Here is a 22,807-nt window from a genome sequence, read left to right on the forward strand (position 1 = left end):
GCTGAGATGTTTGAGAAAATAATCCGTTTTTCGATTGATCAGCGCTGGACCATCATGCTGATCACCTTGGGCTTGGCATTATTGGGCGTCTATAATTTTCAACGCTTGGCGATCGATGCTGTACCTGATATCACGAATGTCCAGGTGCAGGTGAATACGGCTGCGCCTGGCTATTCACCGCTGGAAACCGAACAAAGACTGAGCTTCCCTATCGAAACTGTGATGGCCGGCCTGCCCCGTCTGCAGCAAACCCGCTCACTCTCGCGTTACGGTTTGTCGCAGGTGACGGTGATTTTTGAGGATGGTACCGATATCTATTTCGCCCGCCAATTGGTAAACGAACGGATACAAGAGGCCAAGGCCAAATTGCCGGCCGGGGTAGAGCCGACCATGGGGCCGATTTCCACTGGGCTCGGTGAAATTGTGATGTGGACGGTGGAAGCCACAGCGCATGCCGTGACCGCCGCCGGTGCGCCGTATACCGCGGTGGATTTGCGCGAAATCCAAGATTGGATCGTCAAACCGCAGTTGCGCAATGTCCGTGGGGTTACCGAAATCAATACCATAGGCGGCTATGCCAAGGAATTTCAAGTCGCACCGCTGCCGGAGAAATTGCTCGCCCATGGCTTGCAATGGCAAGATATCGTCACTGCGCTGCAAAAAAATAATGCCAACGTCGGTGCCGGTTACATAGAAAAAAGCGGCGAGCAATATCTGATCCGCGCGCCCGGCCAGTTGGCTTCTTTGGAAGAAATCGGCGAGATCGTGCTGGCCCAGCGCCAGAATGCCACCATTCGTATTAAAGATGTGGCCGAAGTCGGGATAGGCCGCGAATTGCGCACCGGTGCAGCGACTGAAAATGGCCAGGAAATCGTGCTCGGCACGGTATTCATGCTGCTGGGTGAAAACAGTCGCACCGTAGCCCAGGCCGTTGTGGCCAAACTCGATCAGATCAACCGTACCCTGCCACAAGGGGTTACGGTCAAGACCGTGTATGACCGCACCACTCTGGTCGACAAAGCGATTGCGACGGTAGAAAAAAATCTGCTCGAAGGTGCTTTGCTGGTGGTAGTGATCTTGTTTTTGTTTCTCGGTAATATGCGCGCGGCCCTGATTACCGCCTTGGTAATACCGCTGGCGATGTTGTTTACTTTTACCGGCATGGTGAACAATAAGGTCAGCGCCAACCTGATGAGTCTGGGGGCCTTGGACTTCGGTATCATCATCGATGGTGCCGTCGTCATCGTCGAAAATTGTGTGCGCCGACTGGCGCATGCACAGGCTGCGGTGGGACGCCAACTGACGCGCACGGAACGGTTTCATGAAGTGTTTGCCGCGGCCAAGGAATCACGCCGTCCGTTGTTATATGGTCAACTGATTATCATGGTGGTGTATTTGCCTATCTTTGCACTTACCGGTGTCGAAGGGAAGATGTTCCACCCTATGGCGTTTACGGTGGTAGCGGCCTTGCTGGCGGCGATGCTGTTGTCGATTACCTTCATTCCGGCCGCCGTTGCTCTGTTTATCGGCAAGCATGTGAGTGAAAAAGAAAATCGCCTCATGCAAGTCGCTAAGCGCTGGTATCAACCACTGCTCGCACTGGCCTTGCAGAACAAGAAAACCGTCCTCGGCAGCGCCGTGCTGGTGATGCTGCTCAGTTTCGGTTTGCTGACCAGGTTGGGCAGTGAGTTCGTGCCTAGTCTGAATGAAGGCGACATCGCCCTGCATGCGATGCGCATTCCCGGCACCAGTCTGAGCCAAGCTCTGCAAATGCAGCAGCAACTTGAACGCACCATCAAAAGCTTCCCCGAAGTCGAACGGGTGTTCGCCAAAATAGGCACGGCAGAGATCGCGACTGATCCTATGCCGCCGAATGTGGCCGATACCTTCATCATGCTCAAACCCCAGACCAGTTGGCCCGATCCCGGGCGCAGCAAAGAGGATCTGGTGGCGGCGATAGAGCGCGCGGTCGAAGCCGTACCCGGTAATAATTATGAGTTCACCCAGCCGATACAGATGCGTTTCAATGAGTTGATTTCCGGTGTGCGCAGCGATGTCGCCGTGAAAATTTTCGGTGATGAGATGGCGGTCATGAATCGCACGGCAACCGAGATCGCGACGGTGTTGAACGGTATTGCCGGTGCGGCCGACGTCAAGGTCGAACAAACTACCGGCTTACCGGTACTCAATATCGCTATCGATCGCAATGCGGCGGCTCGCTACGGTTTGGCCTTGAGTGATGTACAGGAAGTCATCGCCACCGCGGTGGGCGGCAGCGTCGCCGGCACTTTGTTCCAAGGCGATCGCGGCTTCGATATCGTGGTGCGGCTACCGGAACGCCTGCGTGGCGACATCGAAGCGATACGCCGCCTGCCGCTGCGCTTGCCGACAGTGGAAGGCAGTAGCGCTGCCAGTTATATCAGCTTGGCCGAGGTCGCGCGTATCGAGTTGGTACCGGGGCCGAACCAAATCAGCCGAGAAAATGGTAAGCGCAATGTGGTGGTGACGGCGAATGTCCGTGGTCGTGACATCGGCTCCTTCGTCGCGCAAGCGCAGCAAGAGCTGGCGCAGAAAGTGACAATTCCCAGCGCTTACTGGACCAGTTGGGGCGGCACCTTCGAGCAGTTGCAATCGGCTAAAGCGCGTTTGCAGATCGTTGTGCCACTGGCATTGCTACTCGTGTTTATTTTATTGTTTGCGATGTTCGGCAATCTCAAAGATGGCTTATTGGTATTTACCGGCGTGCCGTTTGCCCTTACCGGCGGGATTGTGGCGCTGTGGTTGCGTGATATTCCCCTGTCGATTTCAGCGGGGGTAGGTTTTATCGCGCTGTCCGGTGTGGCCGTGCTCAATGGCTTGGTGATGATCGCTTACATTCGCTCCTTGCGCGAAGAAGGCATGGCCTTGCTGCCGGCAATTGAACAAGGGGCGTTGACACGGCTGCGTCCGGTCTTGATGACCGCGCTGGTCGCATCACTCGGCTTTATCCCGATGGCGCTGGCCAGCGGCACCGGTGCGGAAGTGCAGCGACCGTTGGCGACCGTCGTGATCGGTGGAATTTTGTCGTCGACCTTGCTAACTTTACTCGTTTTGCCTTTACTGTATGAGCTGGCGCATAAACTGCGTGGACAGCCATCGGTATCGGATTACTAAAACAAGCAGCTCGACCCGGCTTGGCAGCGGGTCGAGCTTGTGTGTGCTGCCAAGCTTAATTTATACGGAGTGAAATGATGAACGAAACTTATCAACTGCCCTCAGCTACGCGCTCAGGTAAACGAAAAATTTTGCGCTGGGCGTGGGTATCATGCTTGTGCTTGTTTATTATCGGCATGACTATTCTGGGTCTTTTTGCAGAGAAAACCACTTGGATCGATGCCAATGGCAGGCTGCACGAGCCGCTGTTTGGTCTTGTTCCGACCAGTTTCTTTTTCTTGTCGGTGGCGCTGCTGCTGGCCATTCTTGACTTCGCACTTCGATTCATCAAGCCACGTTGAAGCAACAACTTAATGGATCGTCGCGAGCGACGATGGAAAAGACTCTGGAAGGGATTGACATCCCCTCCCATCGCGTCGCTCCTTCATCGCTCACCGGCCAAAAGAGGCTGTCGCAAAAGGGGATTGAGTCGGTATCATTACCCCAACTGGTGGCCACGTCATTCCTGCGCGCTTTTGGCAGGAACCCAGCGGCGTTCGTGCTTAACTGAAAATGCCAGAGATGATCGTGTTTTCAGCGCTGAAAACGACACTGGGTTCCCGCCAAAAGCATGCGGGAATGACAAGGCTTCGGCATGCGGGAATGATGAGGTATGCGGTGTTTCAGATGTAAAAAGCGTCCGTCAGACTTTTGCGACAGCCTCTGAAGGCCGCGGTTTCAAACCCTAGTCAAATTTTTGATCAACTGAAGGCAATAAATCGAAACAAGCGACAACAAACAGTAATAAGCACCAGCGCATCGGTTAAAATCCCAGCAAGTGAAAAATAGCCTATCTCAGAAATAGGCCGTCGGCGCAGCGAGAAAAATCCGTGCGAATACAATAAATTATGCAGCAAAGCATCTTTCCGTATTTACAAGGGTTTATATCGCGATCACGACCTGAATTGCGTGTTTTATTGCGTTTAATCTATGTGATAATCCAGCTTCATTAACACTGCTTTCCCTCGTCTGGTCAGGGTCAAGCCGCATTGCCGATAGCTTGGATGCTCAAATAAAATAAGAACATTTTCCCATGTTTGGCATGCTTGGCGATTGCCCTGCTTATTAATTTAAACAATGAGCACGATTTTCTATTGATTTCTTTATGTCTTTGTTAAGCAGCACGTCTTTAGCTTCCCACATTTTGTATGGCCCGGCGATTCCCGAATTGATGCGCGAAGAAACTCTCGCCGATATACTCGAAGCCAGCGCTCAACAGTTTCCTTCTCACATCGCACTCATCGCCGGTACAGTCCAGCTCAGCTATGCGGAACTCAATGCACGTGCCGATCGCATTGCCGCAGCCTTGATCGATGCCGGTGTGCGCCCTGGGCACTTCATTGGTTTGTGGCTGCCGCGCGGCATCGATTTACTCGTGATGCAAGCGGCGATCGCCAAAACCGGCGCAGCCTGGTTGCCTTTCGATGCAGACACGCCAATAGATCGAATCGCCGTTTGTCTGGCCGATGCGGCGGCATATGGTTTGCTCAGTTGCGAAGAGTTCGCGCCTCAGACCGCCAGCTTGCGATTATCCGTTTGGTCTGCCGAACAACTGGCCAAGAGCACGGTAGCGTCCGTCCTACGCCGCAGCGCTGGTCGCGGCAGCGACCCGGCCTATGTGATTTACACCTCGGGCTCTACCGGCAAACCCAAAGGTATCTTGGTCAGCCAAGCCAGTATCTGCCATTTTTTACGCAGTGAAAACAGCCAGCTCGGCATCACCGCTACTGATCGTGTGTATCAGGGTTTTTCGGTGGCCTTCGACATGTCGTTTGAAGAAATTTGGATCAGTTATCTGGCTGGTGCGAGCTTATGGATCGCCCCGAAAGAGATCACGGCCGACCCCGATGCCTTGCCACTGGCGCTGGCCGCACAGCAGATCACGGTATTGCATGCCGTCCCTACCCTGTTGGCTTTGTTTGTCAGCGACATTCCGAGTTTGCGTTTGATTAATCTCGGTGGCGAAATGTGTCCGGAGTCACTGGTGACGCGCTGGAGTCAGCCGGGCCGAAAAATTTTCAATACTTACGGGCCAACTGAGGCCACGGTATCGGCCAGCTTGGCGCCATTGCAGGCGCATGCAGCGGTCACGATAGGCAAACCGCTGCCGAATTATTCCTTGATGGTCGTCAGTACCGAGCCGACAGACGGTCTGCGTTTGCTCGCACCCGGTGAAACGGGTGAATTATGCATTTCCGGTCCGGGCGTCGCACTCGGCTACCTTGGCCGTCCTGAGTTGAGCGCCGAAAAATTTCTCACCAACCCGTGGTCGCGAAACGTCCATGAACAGCGTTTGTACCGTACCGGCGACTTGGCTTGTATCGATGGCGACGGCAATATTCAATGCTTGGGCCGGGCCGATGATCAAGTTAAAATTCGCGGCTTCCGGGTCGAGCTGGGTGAAATTGAAACGCTGTTGGCACAGCAAGATGAAGTCGCTACCGTAGCAGTAGTGCTGCGGCGCGAGCAAGAAATCGATCAAATCATGGCCTTCATCGTGCGCGACAGCGCTGCTGCCGCGCTCAGTGATGTGCAGCTCAGTAGTATGCTGCGCAGCCGGCTCAGTCAGTTGCTGCCACCCTATATGCTGCCGTCGCGGTTTGAATTTCTCACTGAAGTACCGCGTCTGACTTCGGGTAAGATCGATCGTAACTCGCTCAAGCAAATCGTCCTTACCGGCGGGGTCGCGAGTGCCGAGTCGGAAGCTGCCGAGTCGAGTGCAGAGCAAGCCTTGTTTACTGCTCTCGGAGTTCTATTCCCGGGCCAAGCGCTGCGTCGTTCTGCCGATTTTTTTGTCGATCTCGGCGGTCATTCGCTGTTGGCCGCGCGCTTGGTCTCGCTGCTGCGTAAAGACAGCCGTTTTGCTTACTTTAAAATTGCCGATATTTACCAACAACGCAGCCTGCAAAGCATCGCGGCCGCGATGGCGCTGGCGGCGCTGGCACAAGAGGAAACTACCGTGCCGCCGCTTAATTGGACCCCGCCCTCGACGTGGAAGCGTTGGCTCTGTGGCGCGGCCCAGGCCTTTGCCATTCCCTGGCTGGTCGCAATGCGTATGGTGCAATGGCTGGCACCCTTCTTTGCTTACCATTTTCTCACTGGCGACCCGGGTGACTCGATGGTGCGCGCAGTGTTGCTCTCAGCGGGTGCCTTCGTTGTGCTCACCTTGGCCGAGTTCGGTGTGGCGATCATCGGTAAATGGCTGTTATCGGGGCGACTGAAAGCCGGCCGCTATCCGCTTTGGGGTATGACGTATTTCCGTTGGTGGCTTAGTGACCGCCTCATAGAAACGGCACCAACCTATATGCTGAGCGGTTCTTCGCTCTACACGTGGTGGTTGCGTTCACTCGGTGCCAAAATTGGCAAAGACGTGATGATCGGCTCGATCACTTTGCGCGCACCGGATTTATTGACAATTGGGGATGGCGTCAGCATTGGTAATGCAGTGAATTTGGAAAATGCCCGGGTGTTACATGGCGAGCTGATTCTTGGTCACATCAAGCTGGAAGACGACAGCTATGTTGGCTCTTATTCGGTGTTGGAAGGGAATGTCGCGATGGGCCAGAGTGCCCATCTGGAAGGTCAGTCAGCCTTGGCTGACGGCTTGCGCATGCCGGCCCGACGCGTTTGGAAGGGTTCGCCGGCGCGCGATGTCGGCGCGTTCGATGACAGCAGCAAACCGGCCCGCCCGCCTTTGTCGGCATGGCGTGCTGGGGGCGAAGCGGTGTTTTTCGTGTTCGGTGCCTTGTTCATCAGTGCCTTGTTTTTTCTACCGGTTTTCCCTAGCTTCGTGCTCATCGATTGGTTTGATAATGCCGATAGCTTCCCTTGGTTGCAGAGCAGTTCGATTCCCTTTCAATTAACGAAATATTTTATTTTGGCGTTTCCCGCCACGGCCGTGCTGATCGTTTGTACGGTTTTGCTGTCGGCCGCGGTACGCTGGGCGATTTTGCCAAAACTCAAGCCCGGCTTGTATCCGGTACACGGCAATCTGTATTGCGGCAAATGGTTGGTCAATCAAATCCAAGAGTCGAGTCTGCATGTGCTGCATGGCGTATATGCGACGATCTATGCGCCATTTTGGTACCGTCTGCTCGGTGCCAAAGTTGGCCAGGGTGCGGAAATCTCGACCGCCTTGGGCGTGGTGCCGGATATGCTCACGCTCGGGGATGAAAGCTTCATCGCCGATGCGGTGTTACTCGGTGACGAGGAAATTGACCGTGGCTGGATGACCATGCAGGAAACCGTCATCTCGCGGCGCAGCTTTGTCGGTAACGGCGCTTACATCCCTGACGGCACCATCTTGCCCGAGAATGTACTCATCGGCGTGTATACGTCGGCACCGGAAAATGCCAGTATGCAACCCGGCGACACGTGGTTGGGTTCGCCGGCGATTCACCTGCCGGCACGCGAAGAAGTCAAAGGCTTTCCGGAGAATTTGACCTTCACGCCATCGGTATTTCGACGTATCGGCCGTGGTTTGGTAGAAGCGTTCCGCATCATCGCGCCGCATGCGATGGTGATTGCCGTTGGCTACACGGTGGTATTGGATTTGATGCCACTGGCCGGTGATGACCGCTGGAGTGAGGTCTTGGTATATCTGATCGTGGCTGGCTTACTGTATGGCGTAGGTAGTTTTGCCTTTGTGTTGATTTTAAAGTGGCTGTTTATTTTCCGGTATACAAAATGCAGTGCGCCGATGTGGACGCCGTTCGTTTGGCTCTCGGAAGGAATTACCAATTTATACGAAGGCATCGCCGTGCCGAATTTCATGCGTTATTTACGTGGCACGCCATGGCTGCCTTTGGCCTTCAATTTACTCGGTTGTAAAATTGGTCGCGGCGTGTATCTCGACACCACCGACATCACCGAGTTTGATTGTGTGCGCATCGGCGACTACAGTGAAGTCAACGCTCTGGCTTGTCCACAAACGCATTTATTCGAAGACCGCGTCATGAAAATCGATCATATCGTCATCGGTGCACGCGTCTATCTCGGGCCACGCTGCTCGGTGCTGTACAGTGCCGTGGTCGGCGATGATGTCAGGCTCGGTGCGCTGACCTTGGTGATGAAAGGCGAATTCATTCCAGCTAATTCGAGTTGGCGCGGCTGCCCGGCCGCGATGACGGCAGGCTGATGGCCGAGCGCCTCAAGGCTTGGGCTTGGCCAGCCGACCGCGCGCCAGCGCAGCAGCGCTTGGCGGCCGGCTTGCCGCTGGTGATTAGCTTGGCTTTACCTCCGCTGATACAACGCGACAGCGCTCGCCAGCAGTTGCGCTTGGCGCTGTGCGAGTTGTTGTGTGCCGCCTTGGACTGCGATGCCACGCGCCTGCGCTTGGTTTCTTTGCCGGGGCGTGGGGTACGCGCCCTGCTGCCTGAGCGCGAAGTATTTATTTCTATCAGCCACGAAACCGGCTTATCGGTCGCGGCCTTGAGCTTACACCACCCGATAGGTATTGATGTGCTGCGTCTGGCCGATTGCACGGGATGGCAAGATCTGGCACCCTTGTATTTGGGCGTAGACGACACCGAGCGCTTGCTGCGCGCACCGGAACAGCAAAGAGCGCTGCAGTTCGCACTGGCTTGGACCACGCTCGAAGCAGGCTTGAAATGCCTGGGCCAGCCTTTGCTTGAAGCGAGTGAGCGCGACAGCGCATGGCCGACGACGCTGCAGCACCATGTGGTGGAACTTGATGCGGCTTATGTGTGCAGCGTATCGGTCAAATCAACTCAATTGTTCCAGACGCAGCTTGGTCACTTTGCCGGAAACGGTGCTGAGTAATTCGATTTGTTCGATCGCCGCGATAATGTTTTTCTCTTTGGTTTGATGCGTGAGAATGATGATGTCGGTACGAATTTCTCCTTCGGCCGGCTCTTTCTGCAGCATGGCGTCGATGGAAATTGACAAGTCAGCCAAGATTCGCGTCACATCGGCTAACACCCCTGGCTGATCTTCGACATGCATGCGCAGGTAGTAGCTGGTGACGATTTCTGTCATCGGCAGTACCGGCAGATCGCTGATGGCACCAGGTTGGAACGCCAAGTGAGGTACCCGATGTTCGGGATCGGCGGTCGCCAGGCGGGTGATGTCGACCAGGTCGGCGATGACGGCCGAAGCGGTCGGTTCAGCACCGGCACCCTTGCCATAGTACAAAGTTGCGCCGACGGCGTCGCCCTGTACCAGGACTGCATTCATGGCACCTTCGACGTTGGCGATCAAGCGCTTGCTTGGAATCAGTGTTGGATGGACGCGCAATTCCACACCCTCTGGCGTGCGCTTGCTGATTCCCAGTAACTTGATGCGGTAGCCGAGCTCTTCTGCGTAGCGGATGTCGCTCGCTTGCAGTGCTGTGATACCTTCGACATAGGCTTTATCGAATTGCATAGGGATGCCATAGGCGATCGAGGCCATGATGGTGGCTTTGTGCGCGGCATCAATGCCATCGATATCGAAAGTCGGGTCGGCTTCGGCATAGCCTAGCGCTTGCGCTTGCTCCAACGCAGTATTGAAATCCAAGCCCTGGTCGCGCATTTCCGATAAGATGAAATTGGTGGTGCCATTGATGATGCCGGCAATCCATTCGATCCGATTCGCCGTCAAGCCTTCACGCAAAGCCTTGATAATGGGAATGCCGCCGGCCACGGCCGCTTCAAATGCCACCATGACGCCTTTTTCTTGTGCTGCGGCAAATATTTCGTTGCCATGCGTCGCCAACAAGGCTTTATTCGCCGTGACGACGTGTTTGCCGTTGGCAATTGCACTTAAGACCAACTCTTTGGCGATACCGTAGCCGCCTATGAGTTCGATGACGATATCGATATCGGGGTGATTCACCACCAAGCGGGCGTCGCTGACGACTTCCACGCTGCCGCCAGTGAGTTCGCGCGCGCGTTCGACATTGAGATCAGCGACCATGGCGATTTCAATCGAGCGGCCGGCGCGGCGCATGATTTCTGCGTGATTGCGTTGCAATACATTGAAGGTGCCGCTGCCGACAGTGCCGATGCCTAACAAACCTACTTTGATGGGTTTCATATGAATTTTTTCAAACAGTAAAATGAATTAATTGGTGCCGTGGCGCTTGCGATAGCCTTCGAGGAAGTGACTGATGCGTCCGAACGCCTCGGTCAAGTCATCGGTATTAGGCAAGAACACCACGCGAAAATGGTCCGGCTTGGGCCAGTTGAAGCCGCTTCCCTGCACCAGCAATACACGCTGCTCGGTCAGCAGTTCGTGGATGAATTCCTGGTCATCCTTGATCGGGTAGATCTCGGGGTCGAGCTTGGGGAACATGTACAGCGCTGCTTTAGGTTTGACGCAACTCACCCCCGGAATGGCCGTCAGCAGTCGGTGCGCCAGATCGCGCTGCTTGAGCAAACGACCGCCCGGCCCGACCAGATCTTGTATGCTTTGATAGCCACCGAGCGCAGTTTGGATCGCAAACTGCCCCGGTGCATTGGCACACAGGCGCATTGAAGCAAGCATATTCAAGCCTTCGATATAATCTTTGGCATGCCGTTTCTCGCCAGAAACAATCATCCAGCCAGCCCGATAGCCGCAGGAACGATAGTTTTTGGATAAGCCATTCAAGGTCAGAAACAACACATCATCGGCCAAGGAAGCGATTGAGACATGTTCGGCTTCATCATACAAGGTCTTGTCATAGATTTCATCAGCAAAGACGATCAATTGATGTTGTCTGGCTAATTCTACGATTTCTTGCAACACTGACACCGGATACAAGGCCCCGGTTGGGTTATTCGGGTTGATAACGACAATGGCTTTGGTGTTGGGGGTGATTTTGCTCTTGATATCGTCGATATCAGGCATCCAATCGGCGCTTTCATCGCAGATGTAATGGACGGGCTTGCCGCCAGACAAGCTGACGGCCGCGGTCCAGAGCGGATAATCGGGGGCCGGTACCAGTACTTCATCGCCGCTGTTGAGCAAGGCATTCATGCCCATGACGATGAGCTCTGAGGCACCGTTGCCGATGTAAATGTCTTCTATGCCGACACCGGTGATCTTTTTTTCTTGGCTGTAATGCATGATTGCTTTGCGCGGCGCGAACATCCCTTTGGAGTCGGTGTAGCCGGCGGCATTGTGCATATTGCGTATCATGTCTTGCACGATTTCATCGGGCGGATCGAAGTTGAACACGGCCAAGTTGCCGATGTTGAGCTTGATGATTTTATGCCCCTCCTCTTCCATCTGGCGCGCTTTTTCCATGACGGGACCGCGGATGTCATAGCAGACGTCGGCCAGCTTGTGTGATTTGAGTATGGGTCGCACTGAATTTTCCTCTGTCGAATAGCATGGCTGCTGCCGCTTATGCTGCACTGCCGAACAGAGTATTCTGCCCAAGGAATGCAGTTTAATCAAATTTTTTTCTGTATTTCAACGCTGGGAGCATCTTTTTGACGGAAACACGGGTGCTGGGCGCTACCAGTTCAGAGGGTTTTTGATCTGGAAAACGTTTGCTTTGCAGCGGCTTGGCCGATCAGTAAACATGCAAAGCCTGTTTCGAATCAAGAAAAAAAAGTTACAATGCCGCACACTCCCCTATTCGCACAGAGCCAGAAATATGAAGCTGCACTCCACTCAAACCCAACAATACCAAACCATCACGGCCTATGAAACCGACAGCGTTGAGATTAATGCCGTGATGTTTCGTCATAGCTTGATCGTCTTGCCTGAAAGTAAGCCTGTAGTGTGGCCGGTACCGTCGTTTGCTGAACTTGACGTCGCCGCCTTCGATCTCATTGTTGCCACGCGCCCCGATGTGGTGATACTCGGCACCGGCAATGTCCAACGTTTCATCCATCCGCGCCTATGTGCGGCCTTGACGGCGCAGCGTATCGGTGTCGAATGCATGGATAATAAAGCCGCCTGCCGTACCTACAATATTCTGATGGCAGAAGGCCGCAAGGTGGCCTTGGCCTTGATTATGGAGAGTGCATGAGTGCGCCACGCGCAAGGCTGCGCTCACCGTTTGAAACGCCGTCGACGCTGTGGCTGATCGCGCTTTTTTTTGCTGTAGTGTGGTTTTACATGCTTGGCGCGCGCACCTTGGTACCGACTGATGAGGGTCGCTACGCCGAAATGGCGCGTGAAATGCTCGCCAGCGGCGACTGGATCACTTTGCGCCTCAATGGCATCAAGTACTTTGAAAAACCGCCCTTGCAAAACTGGATGAATGCCTTGAGCTTCGCCGCCTTCGGTTTGGGTGAGTGGCAAGCGCGGCTATGGACTGGTATCAATGGCTTGCTCGGGGTGGCCGTAGTTGCCTACTGCGGCAGTCAATTATTTTCACGACGAATAGGCATCATCGCCGCCTTGGTATTGGCCTCGAGTTTTTACTGGGCCGGCATGGCGCATGTGAATTCACTCGATATGGGTTTGTCGGGCATGCTGGCGCTTTGCATGGGCGGCTTGCTGCTGGCTCAGCGCGACGGTGCCAGCGCGCGCGAACAACGCAATGCCATGTTGGTGTGCTGGGCTGGGATGGCGCTGGCGACGCTGTCGAAAGGCTTGATCGGTTTCGTGTTGCCCGGTGCCGTACTGGTCATTTATACGCTGTGGACGCGTGATTGGCGCTTATGGACGCGGCTGCACTTCGGTGCCGGCTTGCTGCTGTTTTTCGCTCTCACCGCGCCATGGTTTATTTTGATCGCACTGAAAAATCCTGAACATCCGCATTTCTTTTTCATACACGAGCATTTCCAGCGCTTCACCAGCACGGTGCATAAGCGTGGTGGGGCTTGGTATTATTTCTTTCCCTTCCTGTTGCTCGGCATTGTGCCTTGGCTGGGCGTGTTGCTGCAGGGATTATGGCGCGGCGCACAGGAAGCGCAAACCGGCTTTCGCCCACGCTTGATGCTGCTGATCTGGGCGGTGTTTTTCTTCTTGTTTTTCAGTGTTTCCGGTTCCAAATTGCCCGGCTATATTTTGCCTATCTTTCCGGCGCTGGCCTTGCTGATTGCCTTTCATCTCGAGCACGCGCGTGCGCGCAGCGTGCAAGTGGCCGCGCTGCTGTTCGCTGTGCTTGGCTTGGTCGGAATGGTGTTGGTGAAGCGTGCCGTTCACCTCAGTACGCTCGCGTATGAAATCCCGCTGTATCTCGGCTATGCACCGTGGTTGTATGCGGCCTGTGCACTGACTGTAGTCGGCGGCGTGACGGCGGCATTGCTGGCGCGGCGCGATGGCGCAGCAAAAGATTGGGCCATCGTGGTCTTGGCCGCGTCCGGCTTTCTGGCCGGTCAAGTGGCTTTTCTCGGCCATGATCCGTGGGGCCGCTATATTGCCGGCACGGCGCATTTACCCGCCTTGCAAGCCGAGTTACGTGACCCGACGACACCGATCTATGCGGTCGGCCGCTACGAGCAAGCACTGCCGTTTTATTTGCAACGGACCTTGATTTTAGTAGAATTCGCCGATGAGATGGAATTCGGTCTGCAACAGCAACCGGAGTTGTGGATACCGCGACGCGCCGACTTTGTTACGCTCTGGCGTGCCCGCGCCGCGCGCGGTGCAGCTGCCGTCGCCATATTGCGGCACGATGTGTATGCTGACTTTCAAGCTCAGCACCTGCCTATGCGCGTGATCGGTGAAGATCCGAAACGCGTGATCATCGCGTTGCCCCACCCTGTCCCCTCACCCTTAGAAAAATAAGATGAATTTCAATACTTTCGGTTTTATCCTGACCGGTATCTTACTCAATGCCAGCGCCCAGTTATTGCTCAAGAAGGGCACTAATGCCGTTGGGGCGATTCACCTCACGGCGGAAAATTGGTTTGCCACCGGTGTGCAACTGGCGACGCAGCTGCCGATTATCGGTGGCTTGGCTTGTTATGTCATTTCGGTGGTGGTGTGGATCATCGGTTTGTCGCGCGTCGATGTCACCATCGCCTACCCATTACTATCTATCGGTTATATTGTTAATGCCTTCGGTGCGTGGTATTTCCTCGGCGAAATCATGTCCTTGCAACGCATGCTGGCGATTGCCATCATCATTATCGGCGTGGCTTTGCTGGTTAAAAGCTAAGCTGCTGTCACCCTCACCCACTATTAACCCGGGTTGGCGCGCTGTGCGCCGGCTCCCTCGAAAGGACAGCTATGAGCGATCAACTGGCATTTTTGCCGTTTACCAAACCAAGCATTGATGAAGAAACCATCGCCAGCGTGGCTGAGGTACTGCGTTCGGGCTGGCTGACCAGCGGTCCGAAAGTACAGGCACTCGAAGCGCAGTTGTCGGAATATTTCGGCGGCCGTCCGGTGCGGACTTTTAATTCCGGTACCTGTACCATGGAAATTGCCCTGCGTATCGCTGGCATTGGCGTCGGCGATGAAGTCATTACTACCCCGAATTCTTGGGTTGCGACGGCCAACGTGATCATCGAAACCGGTGCAACTCCGGTGTTCGCCGATATCGATCCGAAAACCCATAACATCGATCTCGATCGGGTCGAAGCCGTGATCACCCGCCGCACCAAGGCCATCATTCCGGTACACATGTGTGGCTTGCCCTGCGATATGGATAAGCTGTATGCCTTGGCAAAAAAATACAATCTGCGCGTGATTGAAGATGCCGCCCAAGCGATCGGTTCGAGCTGGAAAGGTCAGCGCATCGGTTCTTTCGGCGATTTTGCTTCGTTCAGTTTCCAAGTCAATAAAAACATCATGACCGGCGAAGGTGGCTGTCTGGTTCTGAATAATGCCGAAGAAGCCAAACTGGCTGAAAAATTCCGCTTGCAAGGCGTCAGCCGTAGCGGTCTCGATGGCATCGATGTCGACGTCCTCGGTGGTAAATACAATATGCCCGACTTGGCTGCGGCCATTGGCCTGGGGCAATTGAAGCGTCTGGCCGAGTTCAATGCCAAACGCAAGCAATTGGCCCAGCAATACTTCAACGAATTCGGCAGCGACTTCGAAAGCTTGAGCGCTGCCGAATTACCGGTGGCCGATTTCACCAACAGCAACTGGCATATGTTTCATCTGGTGCTGCCGGAGCGTATCAATCGTGCCGAATTCATGCAGCAGATGCTCGATGTGAAGATCGGTCTTGGTTACCACTATCGCGCGATTCATTTGTTTACTTTGTATCGCCAACGCGGCTTTACTGACGGCATGTTCCCGATCGCCGAACGGATAGGTAAACAGATTGTGAGCTTACCTTTATTTCCCTCAATGACACAAGCAGATGTCACACGGGTCGTGTCTGCGGTAAAATCGCGCCTTCTTTGAAAATTGCTCGCACCGCCATGAAACCCGAACTCACCGTTATCGTTCCCGTCTACAACGAAGAAGCCGGCTTGTCCAAGCTCTTCGCGCGACTCTATCCGGCCCTCGATGCGCTGGCTGCCCGCGGCGTCCGTTATGAAGTCATTTTCGTTAATGACGGCAGTCGCGACAATACCGCGTTGATTTTAGCCGACCAATTCCGCGTGCGCGCCGACGTCACCCGTGTGGTACTTTTCAGCGGCAATTACGGCCAGCACATGGCGATCTTGGCTGGATTTGAAGCCAGCCGTGGCGATATCATGGTCACGCTCGATGCCGATTTGCAGAATCCACCGGAAGAAATCGGTGCCTTGGTTGACAAAATGCGCGAAGGTTACGATTACGTCGGCTCGATACGCCGCAAGCGGCAAGACAGCGCTTGGCGCACTTACGCCTCAAAAGCGATGAACCGTTTGCGCGAAAAAATCACCCGCATCAAGATTACCGATCAAGGCAATATGCTGCGCGCTTACGGTCGCAATGTGATCGATCTGATCAATCACTGCAGAGAAGTCAATACCTTCGTGCCGGCACTGGCATACACGTTTGCGCGCAAACCGACGGAAATCATGGTGGAGCATGAAGAGCGTTCGGCCGGCGAATCGAAGTATTCGTTTTACAGTTTGATACGGCTGAACTTCGATCTCATGACCGGTTTCTCCATCATGCCTTTGCAATTGTTTTCCATGTTGGGAATGGTGCTCTCACTGTTATCGGCCGGGCTGGTGTCCTTGCTGCTGGTGCGTCGTTTCATCTTCGGTGCGGAAGCCGAAGGCTTGTTCACCCTGTTTGCGATTGCCTTTTTCCTGATGGGCGTGATTTTATTCGGCATCGGCCTGCTCGGCGAATACGTCGGCCGTATTTACCAGCAAGTACGTGGTCGGCCGCGGTATGTCATACAAACGATTTTGCAAGATAAGGAAATTGATGAACCACAAAGCATCTGATCCGGTCCCAAGCCGTGCCGTAGTGTTCGCCTACCATAATGTCGGCGTGCGCAGTATCAAGACCTTGTTGGCGCGCGGTATCACGATCAGTTTGGTGGTGACGCACGAAGATAATCCGGCCGAAACCATCTGGTTCGATTCGGTCGCAGCCCTGTGTGCCGAACACGGGATTGCCTGTATCGCCCCGGCCGACCCGAGCACACCCGCCGTGCACGAGCAAATTGCGGCACTGCAGCCCGAGTTTATTTTCAGTTTTTACTATCGCCACATGCTGCCAGCGGCGCTGTTAGCCTTAGCTACGCGCGGCGCCTTTAATTTGCACGGTTCGCTGCTGCCGAAATACCGTGGACGGGTACCGGTGAATTGGGCGGTATTGCATGGCGAAACAGAAACCGGCGCGACGCTGCACGAGATGGCCGCCAAACCCGATGCTGGTGCCATTATTGCTCAAACGATGGTGCCGATTTTGCCCGACGACACAGCCTACGAAGTTTTTGGCAAGCTGACAGTTGCGGCGGAACAAACATTATGGCATGCTGTGCCCGAATTAATTGCCGGCACGGTTAAGCGGCACCCTAACCTGTTAAGCGCGGGCAGTTATTTCGGCGGACGTAAGCCGGAAGATGGCCGCATAGACTGGAATCAGCCGGCTCAGGCGGTGTATAACTTGCACCGAGCCGTCGCGCCACCGTATCCGGGTGCCTTTTTTGAGCAATTTGGCAAGCATTTCATTATTGAAAAAGCACGTTTGTCAAATTTGCCAGCAACAGATTTGCCGATGGGCTTGCATGTAGTGGATAATGTGATCCTCGGCATCTGTGGTGATGGCCATGCCATCCAAATCATTGCATTACGCTGTGACGACGCACTGGTCACGGCAACAGAATTGCAGCAACTGGCACATTGAGTTCTTGGCCCAGCCGTTCCAAACCAGATAGCAATCAACATTTACTTAAGAAAAACTCACCATGAAAAAAGTCCTGATCCTCGGCGTGAACGGTTTTATCGGTCACCATTTGTCCAAGCGCATACTCGAAACCACCGATTGGGAAGTCTACGGGATGGACATGCAAACCGAGCGCTTGGGCGACATGATCAACCATCCGCGCATGCACTTTTTTGAAGGTGACATCACCATCAATAAAGAATGGGTCGAATACCACGTCAAAAAATGTGACGTCATTCTGCCGCTGGTGGCCATCGCCACGCCGTCGACTTATGTGAAACAACCGTTGCGGGTATTTGAACTCGATTTCGAAGCGAATTTGCCTATCGTGCGTTCAGCTGCCAAATATGGCAAGCATCTGGTGTTCCCATCGACTTCCGAAGTCTATGGTATGTGCCATGATGAAGAATTCGACCCGGAAGCGTCGGAATTGATCTGCGGCCCGATCAACAAACCACGTTGGATTTATTCCTGTGCCAAGCAGTTGATGGATCGCGTGATCTGGGGTTATGGCATGGAAGGTTTGAATTTCACCCTGTTCCGCCCATTTAACTGGATCGGTGCTGGCTTGGATAATATCCACACGCCAAAAGAAGGCAGCTCGCGCGTCGTCACGCAATTCTTCGGTCATATCGTGCGCGGCGAGAATATTTCGCTGGTCGATGGTGGCGCGCAGAAACGCGCGTTCACGTATATCGATGATGGTATCGATGCGCTCATGCGTATCATCGACAATCAAAACGGTATTGCCAGCGGTAAGATTTACAACATCGGCAATCCTTTGAATAATTTCTCTATTCGCGAATTGGCCCACATGATGATCAGTTTGGCCGCCGAATATCCGGAATATGCCGAAACAGCCAAGCAAGTTTCTCTGATCGAAACCACTTCCGATGCGTATTACGGCAAGGGTTATCAAGACGTGCAAAATCGCGTCCCGAAAATCACCAATACCTGCGAAGAACTCGGTTGGAAGCCAGTTACCACCATGCCTGATACGATGCGCAATATTTTTGATGCCTATCGCTCGCAGGTTGCGCAAGCACGCGCCTTGGTCGACTGAGCGGCGCGCCTATGCCTGTTCTGGTTCTGAAGATCGACGTCGATACCTGGCGTGGTACCCGTGAAGGGGTACCGAACTTGGTGCGCATACTACAGCAGCATCAAGCCGGTGCCACCTTCTTGTTTTCGCTCGGTAAAGACCATACCGGTTGGGCCTTGCGACGCGCCTTTCGGCCCGGTTTTTTCCAGAAGGTATCGCGCACTTCTGTGCTCGAACACTATGGGGTGAAAACCCTGATGTACGGCGTATTCTTGCCGGCACCCGACATCGGCGCCTGTACCGTGCCGATGCGGGCCGTGCAAGCGGCCGGTTTTGAGTGTGGCATCCATACTTGGGATCATGTGGTGTGGCAAGACAACGTGCGCACCCGTGATGCTGCTTGGACGCGTGGGCAAATGCAACAGGCACACGCCAAATTCAGCAGTATTTTCGGGCAGCCACCGGCGACGCATGGCGCAGCTGGCTGGCAAATGAATGCCACGGCGTTTGCTGAGCTCGATCGCTGCGGCATGGCCTATGCCTCCGATGGGCGTGCCATGCTCAACGAAGACGGTAGCCTGCAGGATCCCGCAGCCGGACCGTATCGCTTGCAAGTCGGCGCGCAGGTGCACAGCTGCGTGCAAATGCCGACCACCTTGCCCACGCTCGACGAATTATTGGGCCGCAGCATAGATGGCGTCGAGATTACGCTTGCCAATATTGCCGCCCATATATTGAAATTGACCGCTGAGGGTCGCGATCATGTGTTTACTCTGCATGCCGAGCTTGAAGGGCAAAAACTTGCCCCCATATTAGAACAATTGCTGACAGGCTGGCACGAACAGGGCTATCGTTGCGCGTCCATGGCGGACTACTATGCGACGATTTCTCCCGCCGAGCTACCGATACGGCCGCTGACATGGGCCAGTTTGCCCGGACGTTCCGGAGACTTGGTCGCTGTGCTGTAGTGTAGTGTTGAGTACAGACAGCGCCGCTTGTTTGCAATGATTTCTCCACCCCTAACCAAGGAGATCACAGTGGCGCCTTCCGCACTGAATTGCCAAGTACCGCAGTTTTCCGCCGCGATGACCGGCGAGCACCCGTTTGCCAGCAGCGATTATGCTGGAAAACAAGTTATTTTATATTTTTACCCCAAGGATAATACCCCAGGGTGCACCACCGAGAGCATCGCCTTTCGCGATTTATACGAGCAATTTTCCGCTCGCAATACCGTTATATTCGGCATCAGCCGAGACAGCTTGCGCTCGCACTCAGGCTTCAAAGCCAAACTGGCGCTGCCGTTCGAACTCATTTCCGATCCCGAAGAAATTCTGTGCAATCTTTTCAATGTGATGAAAATGAAAAATATGTATGGAAAACAGGTTCGCGGGATAGAGCGCAGCACGTTTATCATTGACGCAAGCGGTCAATTGGTGAAAGAATGGAGAGGCGTGAAAGTAGCCGGACACGTTGATGAAGTACTTGAATTTGTGAGCGCCTCCACCCCTTTGACGAATTGAACTCGACCGCATACCTCACTACCAAAGCCGCTATGGCAGCGTCAGCACCCGTGCTGATTTTGCCAGCGCGGTTTTTTATTTTTTCGCACTCACTTTTATATTGAGGTTTTCATGCCATTGCCAAAAATGCCCACAAAACCCGCAGCATTGCTGTCGCCAAAGGACTATCCGCAGGCAGTTGCTGGCAAGCCCGCCAAGGCACTGAAGGCCACCGCGCCAGAGAAAGCCAAACCGCCGGTTGCTAAAAAAATTACGCCGCCGCCAGCGCCGGCAGTGATTGCCGCCGCCCCTGCGCGCGCCGAAGCGCCGCCACGGGCGAAACTGGCACCGGCCATTGCCGCCATCGCCAAGCAAAAAATCGCTGCCAATCCAGTCAAGTCCGTGGCCAGTCGTGCCGCTGACAAGTCGGGCGTGACCAAGCTCTTTGTGCTCGACACCAATGTGCTCATGCATGATCCTTCATCCTTATTCCGTTTCGAAGAGCATGATGTTTATTTGCCGATGATCACGCTCGAAGAGCTTGATGATCACAAAAAAGGCATGTCTGAAGTAGCCCGCAATGCGCGCCAGATTTCTCGCTCACTCGATGCCTTGGTGGGCGATATCGATAATGGCGCAATCGAAAAAGGCATCGCCTTATCGAAATTAGGTAACAAAGACGCGCGCGGCCACCTGTTCTTTCAAACCAAATTACAAATCGCTGAATTGCCGCAGGGCTTACCGCAAGGCAAAGCCGATAACCAAATACTGAGCGTGGTACGCTCACTCGAAGCAGAATTCCCGGGCCGTCCGGTGGTACTGGTGTCGAAAGATATCAATATGCGCATTAAAGCGCGCGCCATGGGCTTGCCGGCGGAAGATTACTTCAATGATCATGTGCTCGAAGATTCCGATTTGCTGTACACCGGTATCGTCCAATTACCGGCCGATTTCTGGAATAAGCATGGCAAGGGCATAGAAACTTGGCAAGAAAATAAAAATGGCCTGAGCACCACTTTTTACCGCATCACCGGTCCGGTCATTCCTACGCTCTTGGTGAATCAGTTTGTCTATCTCGAACCGAATAATGGCGAAGCTTCGTTTTACGGTCAGGTGCGCCAGATCAATGGCAAAACTGCCGTTCTGCAAACCTTACGCGATTACGGTCACATCAAGCACAGCGTGTGGGGCGTCACCTCGCGCAATCGCGAGCAAAATTTTGCCCTCAATTTGCTGATGGATCCGGACTGCGATTTCGTCACCCTGCTCGGTCAAGCCGGTACCGGCAAGACCTTGTTGGCCTTGGCGGCGGGCTTGGCACAAGTGTTGGAAACCAAAACTTACAGTGAAATCATTGTCACCCGTGTGACCGTCCCTGTCGGCGAAGATATCGGTTTCTTGCCTGGCACGGAAGAAGAAAAAATGTCGCCATGGATGGGTGCCTTCGATGACAATTTGGAAGTTCTCAACAAATCCGACAACGATGCCGGCGATTGGGGACGCGCCGCGACACAAGATTTGATACGCTCCAAGATCAAAATCAAGTCACTCAATTTCATGCGCGGCCGTACTTTCGTCAATAAATTCCTGATCATCGACGAAGCGCAGAATCTCACGCCTAAGCAAGTCAAGACCTTGGTAACGCGGGCCGGCCCTGGCACGAAGATCGTATGTTTGGGCAATATCGCCCAGATTGACACCCCGTATCTGACGGAAGGATCGAGTGGTTTGACCTATGTGGTCGATCGTTTCAAAGGCTGGGCCCATAGCGGCCACGTGACCTTGGCACGGGGCGAACGTTCGCGTCTGGCTGATCACGCGAGTGAAATTTTGTAATACCAGACCGGTTGATCGTCCGATTGGCCTGAACCATGAAAAAACGCTGCTTAGTCAGCGTTTTTTTTCGTCGATTGAGATGGCCGCACGCGCTTCCTTAACTGACAATACCAGTTCAGTCATCTAAGACAGTGCGTAGTCCCAGCGCTAAAAAATCAACTAAGGCAGCAATGCGCGGTGCCAGTGCGCCCTGCTTGTAAAAGACCGTCCACACCGGTTGGTGCCACGGCAGTAACTCAGTTTCCAGCAATGGCACTAATCGCCCGCTTGCTACATCGCTACGGGTTAGAAACTCAGCCAGACACACAATGCCAGCGCCACCCAGGCTCAAATGACGCAAAGTTTCACCGCTGGATGCGACGATGTTTGTTTGGATTGGAAATCCAGCACCATTGATATCCGGCAATGGCCATATATTGAGTGAAGCAGGCGCGCTAAAGCCGAGTAGTCTATGCTTGCTCAACTGAGCGCTATTTGCAGGGGTTCCATGGCGCGCCAGGTAATCCGGCGATGCCAGCAAACGCAGGCGACTGCTTCCCAATCGTCTGGCGTTCAGAGTCGAGTCGGCTAAGGGGCCGATACGAATCGCCAGATCAATCCGGGCTTCGATCAAATCAATCACCGTTTCGCCACTGATGAGTTCGAGCCGCACGAGCGGGTAGCGATCCATAAACGCCGCTGCCAAGGGTGCCAGCAGGTGGTTCAATACCGGCGTTGCAGCACTGACACGCACCAAGCCAGCAGGCTGAGAAAGGCGAGCGATCAGTTGCTCCTCTGTATCCTGCAAATCGGATAACACTTTCCGTGCGCGCACCAGCAACCATTCGCCTTCTTCGGTGAGATCGAGTCGGCGCGTGGTGCGCGTGATCAGCGCCATGCTTAACTGTGATTCCAGCCGCGCGATGGCGCGACTGATACCCGATGGTGTCTGGCCGAGTCGCTCGGCCGCGGCGGTAAAGGAGCCGGCATCTATCACCGCTACGAAGGCAATCAGCGCATCAATATTGAGCATTAGTGATTCCGAGTCAAAAGTATATTGTAGTCAACATGGTTTTTCTTTGCCAGT

The 22,807-nt window shown here is 54.2% G+C and carries 17 protein-coding genes; 14 read left to right on the top strand and 3 right to left on the bottom strand.

Annotated features, from left to right (window positions below):
• Positions 1–6: 6 nt before the first annotated feature.
• The 4 genes from RHM61_RS16440 (at position 7) to RHM61_RS16455 (ending at position 8,973) form a co-directional block, all read left to right on the top strand.
• Positions 7–3,153: a CusA/CzcA family heavy metal efflux RND transporter gene (locus RHM61_RS16440; protein ID WP_322248370.1), complete on the top strand. Its 3,147-nt coding sequence runs from the start codon at positions 7–9 to the stop codon at positions 3,151–3,153.
• A 77-nt stretch (positions 3,154–3,230) separates the two neighbouring features.
• The gene (locus RHM61_RS16445) at positions 3,231–3,494 is read left to right on the top strand and encodes a DUF3955 domain-containing protein (protein ID WP_322248371.1); all 264 of its coding nucleotides are present in this window, start codon (positions 3,231–3,233) and stop codon (positions 3,492–3,494) included.
• Between the two features lie 803 nt (positions 3,495–4,297).
• Positions 4,298–8,329, top strand: a complete 4,032-nt coding sequence (locus tag RHM61_RS16450; protein ID WP_322248372.1) for a Pls/PosA family non-ribosomal peptide synthetase — start codon at positions 4,298–4,300, stop codon at positions 8,327–8,329.
• The gene (locus tag RHM61_RS16455; protein ID WP_322248373.1) at positions 8,329–8,973 is read left to right on the top strand and encodes a 4'-phosphopantetheinyl transferase family protein; all 645 of its coding nucleotides are present in this window, start codon (positions 8,329–8,331) and stop codon (positions 8,971–8,973) included. Before RHM61_RS16450 ends, RHM61_RS16455 begins: the two co-directional genes overlap by 1 nt.
• Here RHM61_RS16455 and RHM61_RS16460 read toward each other — a convergent pair.
• Positions 8,917–10,227 carry a homoserine dehydrogenase gene (locus RHM61_RS16460; RefSeq protein ID WP_322248374.1) on the bottom strand — a complete coding sequence of 437 codons (1,311 nt, stop codon included), beginning with the start codon at positions 10,225–10,227 and terminating at the stop codon, positions 8,917–8,919. The two genes, RHM61_RS16455 and RHM61_RS16460, sit on opposite strands and share 57 nt — an antisense overlap.
• A gap of 27 nt (positions 10,228–10,254) precedes the next feature.
• Positions 10,255–11,484 carry a pyridoxal phosphate-dependent aminotransferase gene (locus RHM61_RS16465; protein ID WP_322248375.1) on the bottom strand — a complete coding sequence of 410 codons (1,230 nt, stop codon included), beginning with the start codon at positions 11,482–11,484 and terminating at the stop codon, positions 10,255–10,257.
• A gap of 292 nt (positions 11,485–11,776) precedes the next feature.
• Here RHM61_RS16465 and RHM61_RS16470 point away from each other — a divergent pair, with 292 nt between their 5' ends.
• The 10 genes from RHM61_RS16470 to RHM61_RS16515 all read left to right on the top strand — a co-directional run bounded on the left by RHM61_RS16470 (position 11,777) and on the right by RHM61_RS16515 (position 21,741).
• Positions 11,777–12,154: an Mth938-like domain-containing protein gene (locus tag RHM61_RS16470; RefSeq protein WP_322248376.1), complete on the top strand. Its 378-nt coding sequence runs from the start codon at positions 11,777–11,779 to the stop codon at positions 12,152–12,154.
• The gene (locus RHM61_RS16475; protein WP_322248377.1) at positions 12,151–13,863 is read left to right on the top strand and encodes a glycosyltransferase family 39 protein; all 1,713 of its coding nucleotides are present in this window, start codon (positions 12,151–12,153) and stop codon (positions 13,861–13,863) included. Before RHM61_RS16470 ends, RHM61_RS16475 begins: the two co-directional genes overlap by 4 nt.
• Position 13,864: 1 nt before the next feature.
• On the top strand, positions 13,865–14,236 hold the full coding sequence (locus tag RHM61_RS16480; protein WP_322248378.1) for an EamA family transporter: 372 nt from the start codon (positions 13,865–13,867) through the stop codon (positions 14,234–14,236).
• 71 nt (positions 14,237–14,307) lie between these two features.
• Positions 14,308–15,435 carry a DegT/DnrJ/EryC1/StrS aminotransferase family protein gene (locus RHM61_RS16485; protein ID WP_322248379.1) on the top strand — a complete coding sequence of 376 codons (1,128 nt, stop codon included), beginning with the start codon at positions 14,308–14,310 and terminating at the stop codon, positions 15,433–15,435.
• A 17-nt stretch (positions 15,436–15,452) separates the two neighbouring features.
• Positions 15,453–16,418 carry a glycosyltransferase gene (locus tag RHM61_RS16490; RefSeq protein ID WP_322248380.1) on the top strand — a complete coding sequence of 322 codons (966 nt, stop codon included), beginning with the start codon at positions 15,453–15,455 and terminating at the stop codon, positions 16,416–16,418.
• The gene (locus RHM61_RS16495) at positions 16,399–17,325 is read left to right on the top strand and encodes a formyltransferase (protein WP_322248381.1); all 927 of its coding nucleotides are present in this window, start codon (positions 16,399–16,401) and stop codon (positions 17,323–17,325) included. The genes RHM61_RS16490 and RHM61_RS16495 overlap by 20 nt, the downstream gene beginning before the upstream one ends.
• A 61-nt stretch (positions 17,326–17,386) precedes the next feature.
• A complete protein-coding gene (locus RHM61_RS16500; RefSeq protein WP_322248382.1) occupies positions 17,387–18,427 on the top strand; it encodes a bifunctional UDP-4-keto-pentose/UDP-xylose synthase in 1,041 nt (346 codons plus the stop codon).
• An 11-nt stretch (positions 18,428–18,438) separates the two neighbouring features.
• Entirely contained in the window at positions 18,439–19,374 is a 936-nt protein-coding gene (locus RHM61_RS16505; protein WP_322248383.1) for a polysaccharide deacetylase family protein, read from the top strand.
• Between the two features lie 36 nt (positions 19,375–19,410).
• Positions 19,411–19,926: a peroxiredoxin gene (locus RHM61_RS16510; RefSeq protein ID WP_322251116.1), complete on the top strand. Its 516-nt coding sequence runs from the start codon at positions 19,411–19,413 to the stop codon at positions 19,924–19,926.
• Positions 19,927–20,037: 111 nt separating this feature from the next.
• Positions 20,038–21,741 (top strand): PhoH family protein, encoded by a 1,704-nt coding sequence (locus RHM61_RS16515; RefSeq protein ID WP_322248384.1) that lies wholly within the window; start codon positions 20,038–20,040, stop codon positions 21,739–21,741.
• Positions 21,742–21,856: 115 nt separating this feature from the next.
• On the opposite strand, the gene RHM61_RS16520 is transcribed toward RHM61_RS16515, so the two are convergent.
• Positions 21,857–22,753 carry a LysR family transcriptional regulator gene (locus RHM61_RS16520; RefSeq protein ID WP_322248385.1) on the bottom strand — a complete coding sequence of 299 codons (897 nt, stop codon included), beginning with the start codon at positions 22,751–22,753 and terminating at the stop codon, positions 21,857–21,859.
• Positions 22,754–22,807: the final 54 nt, after the last annotated feature.

Source organism: Undibacterium sp. CCC3.4 (assembly GCF_034347425.1).
Classification (GTDB): domain Bacteria; phylum Pseudomonadota; class Gammaproteobacteria; order Burkholderiales; family Burkholderiaceae_D; genus Undibacterium.

What these genes read in the sequence shown, in the direction of transcription:
- RHM61_RS16440 (WP_322248370.1), top strand. Translation starts at nt 7, where the DNA reads ATGTTTGAGAAAATAATCCGTTTTTCGATTGATCAGCGCTGGACCATC.
- RHM61_RS16455 (WP_322248373.1), top strand. Translation starts at nt 8,329, where the DNA reads ATGGCCGAGCGCCTCAAGGCTTGGGCTTGGCCAGCCGACCGCGCGCCA.
- RHM61_RS16510 (WP_322251116.1), top strand. Translation starts at nt 19,411, where the DNA reads ATGATTTCTCCACCCCTAACCAAGGAGATCACAGTGGCGCCTTCCGCA.
- RHM61_RS16500 (WP_322248382.1), top strand. Translation starts at nt 17,387, where the DNA reads ATGAAAAAAGTCCTGATCCTCGGCGTGAACGGTTTTATCGGTCACCAT.
- RHM61_RS16515 (WP_322248384.1), top strand. Translation starts at nt 20,038, where the DNA reads ATGCCATTGCCAAAAATGCCCACAAAACCCGCAGCATTGCTGTCGCCA.
- RHM61_RS16470 (WP_322248376.1), top strand. Translation starts at nt 11,777, where the DNA reads ATGAAGCTGCACTCCACTCAAACCCAACAATACCAAACCATCACGGCC.
- RHM61_RS16450 (WP_322248372.1), top strand. Translation starts at nt 4,298, where the DNA reads ATGTCTTTGTTAAGCAGCACGTCTTTAGCTTCCCACATTTTGTATGGC.
- RHM61_RS16495 (WP_322248381.1), top strand. Translation starts at nt 16,399, where the DNA reads ATGAACCACAAAGCATCTGATCCGGTCCCAAGCCGTGCCGTAGTGTTC.
- RHM61_RS16480 (WP_322248378.1), top strand. Translation starts at nt 13,865, where the DNA reads ATGAATTTCAATACTTTCGGTTTTATCCTGACCGGTATCTTACTCAAT.
- RHM61_RS16520 (WP_322248385.1), bottom strand. Translation starts at nt 22,753, where the DNA reads ATGCTCAATATTGATGCGCTGATTGCCTTCGTAGCGGTGATAGATGCC.
- RHM61_RS16475 (WP_322248377.1), top strand. Translation starts at nt 12,151, where the DNA reads ATGAGTGCGCCACGCGCAAGGCTGCGCTCACCGTTTGAAACGCCGTCG.
- RHM61_RS16505 (WP_322248383.1), top strand. Translation starts at nt 18,439, where the DNA reads ATGCCTGTTCTGGTTCTGAAGATCGACGTCGATACCTGGCGTGGTACC.
- RHM61_RS16490 (WP_322248380.1), top strand. Translation starts at nt 15,453, where the DNA reads ATGAAACCCGAACTCACCGTTATCGTTCCCGTCTACAACGAAGAAGCC.
- RHM61_RS16445 (WP_322248371.1), top strand. Translation starts at nt 3,231, where the DNA reads ATGAACGAAACTTATCAACTGCCCTCAGCTACGCGCTCAGGTAAACGA.
- RHM61_RS16460 (WP_322248374.1), bottom strand. Translation starts at nt 10,227, where the DNA reads ATGAAACCCATCAAAGTAGGTTTGTTAGGCATCGGCACTGTCGGCAGC.
- RHM61_RS16485 (WP_322248379.1), top strand. Translation starts at nt 14,308, where the DNA reads ATGAGCGATCAACTGGCATTTTTGCCGTTTACCAAACCAAGCATTGAT.